Below are 1191 nucleotides of genomic sequence, written 5' to 3' on the forward strand. Positions count from 1 at the left end.
TGCTCTGGTGGCATGCATGCGTAAGATGATTGTTATCCTCAACAGCATGGTACGAAATGGTACTGCCTGGGAGGGAAACATGGCCTAAGCGGTTGACTCAGAGCCATAGTCACTTGTTATATGTGATACCACCGTTTTTCACTAATTTTTCCGTGATATTCCTTTCCGCTCCGCACCAATACTCTCACAAAACAGGCTGGATTTGACGTGTTTCCAAACTGCAACTCCAATCCCCCAATATCTATGCCTGAGCTGCTAACAGACTTGATACTGGTGTCTTTCATGTCCATGGAATACAAATGGTTTCTCATATGGTCAAGGAAATCGATTCTTCCTACGATCTGTTCTCTAAAGGAATTATTTTTGAGTATCACCATCAATGGTGATCTTCTATGCGAACAGTATTTGCCTTGATAGTTTTTATAGGCTTTTACAACTAAAAAACCACATATGAGTCTCTTCCATGCGACATATTGGGTTATCACGACAACGATGACCAGAAGGGTCCAGATGATTAGCTCGTCAGTTTTCATTTACATATAACGCCCGCAGCAGGGGCGACCAATGCTATGCACATTTTGTGCGAAACTGGGAGCGCAGCGACCCGCACAAAATGTGCATAGCGTTGGGCGTCCCGCGGAGGCCCGTAGGGCCGTAGCAAACTGCCTGCGTTTGTTAGTGTTTACGAAGCTCGGGGCACATTTCATGGAGTTGCATAGTTGCCAATTGCACCATGGTCTTGTTGAAATTTTGAGCATAGTTCTTGGCCTGCGCTCTCAATGTTTCATGGCTAGCACAATACTGCGAATCAGCTCCAACCCAAAGCATCTCCCATTTAGTATTTTTAAAAATACATGAAGTAAATGGAATCTCGAAGCCTGGGCGAGAAGGGCCAATTCCATCCGCTACTGCGATGAAGTAAATATTGTTCTCTTTAAACGCCTTCTCAGCCAAATTAGCTGCAACTTCTGGCTTGTAACTATCCTTTTTCGCTTCAAAGGAGCAATCAGAAAGTGCCTTTCCAGAAACTAAACATAGAAGAGCCAATATCAGTATTTGTTTCATGCTTACATGGTCTTGCCCACAAAAAGTAGACACTCTAACTATGCGCATTTGCGCTCATACTCTGCCGGGCTCATATGGCCCAATGCGGAGTGCCTTCGAGTTCTATTGTAGAAAACCTCGATGTAT

2 protein-coding genes are annotated in these 1191 nt (G+C 44.3%); both read right to left on the reverse strand.

The genetic code is table 11. The features are described 5' to 3' along the window. Positions 1–675: 675 nt before the first annotated feature. The gene (locus LC059_RS17855) at positions 676–1065 is read right to left on the reverse strand and encodes a hypothetical protein (RefSeq protein ID WP_226705232.1); all 390 of its coding nucleotides are present in this window, start codon (positions 1063–1065) and stop codon (positions 676–678) included. Between the two features lie 38 nt (positions 1066–1103). Further along, positions 1104–1187 carry an IS3 family transposase gene (locus LC059_RS18155; RefSeq protein ID WP_226704578.1) on the reverse strand — a complete coding sequence of 28 codons (84 nt, stop codon included), beginning with the start codon at positions 1185–1187 and terminating at the stop codon, positions 1104–1106. Between the last annotated feature and the right edge of the window lie 4 nt (positions 1188–1191).

Source organism: Microbulbifer elongatus (genome assembly GCF_020524885.1).
Taxonomy (GTDB): Bacteria; Pseudomonadota; Gammaproteobacteria; order Pseudomonadales; family Cellvibrionaceae; genus Microbulbifer; species Microbulbifer elongatus_A.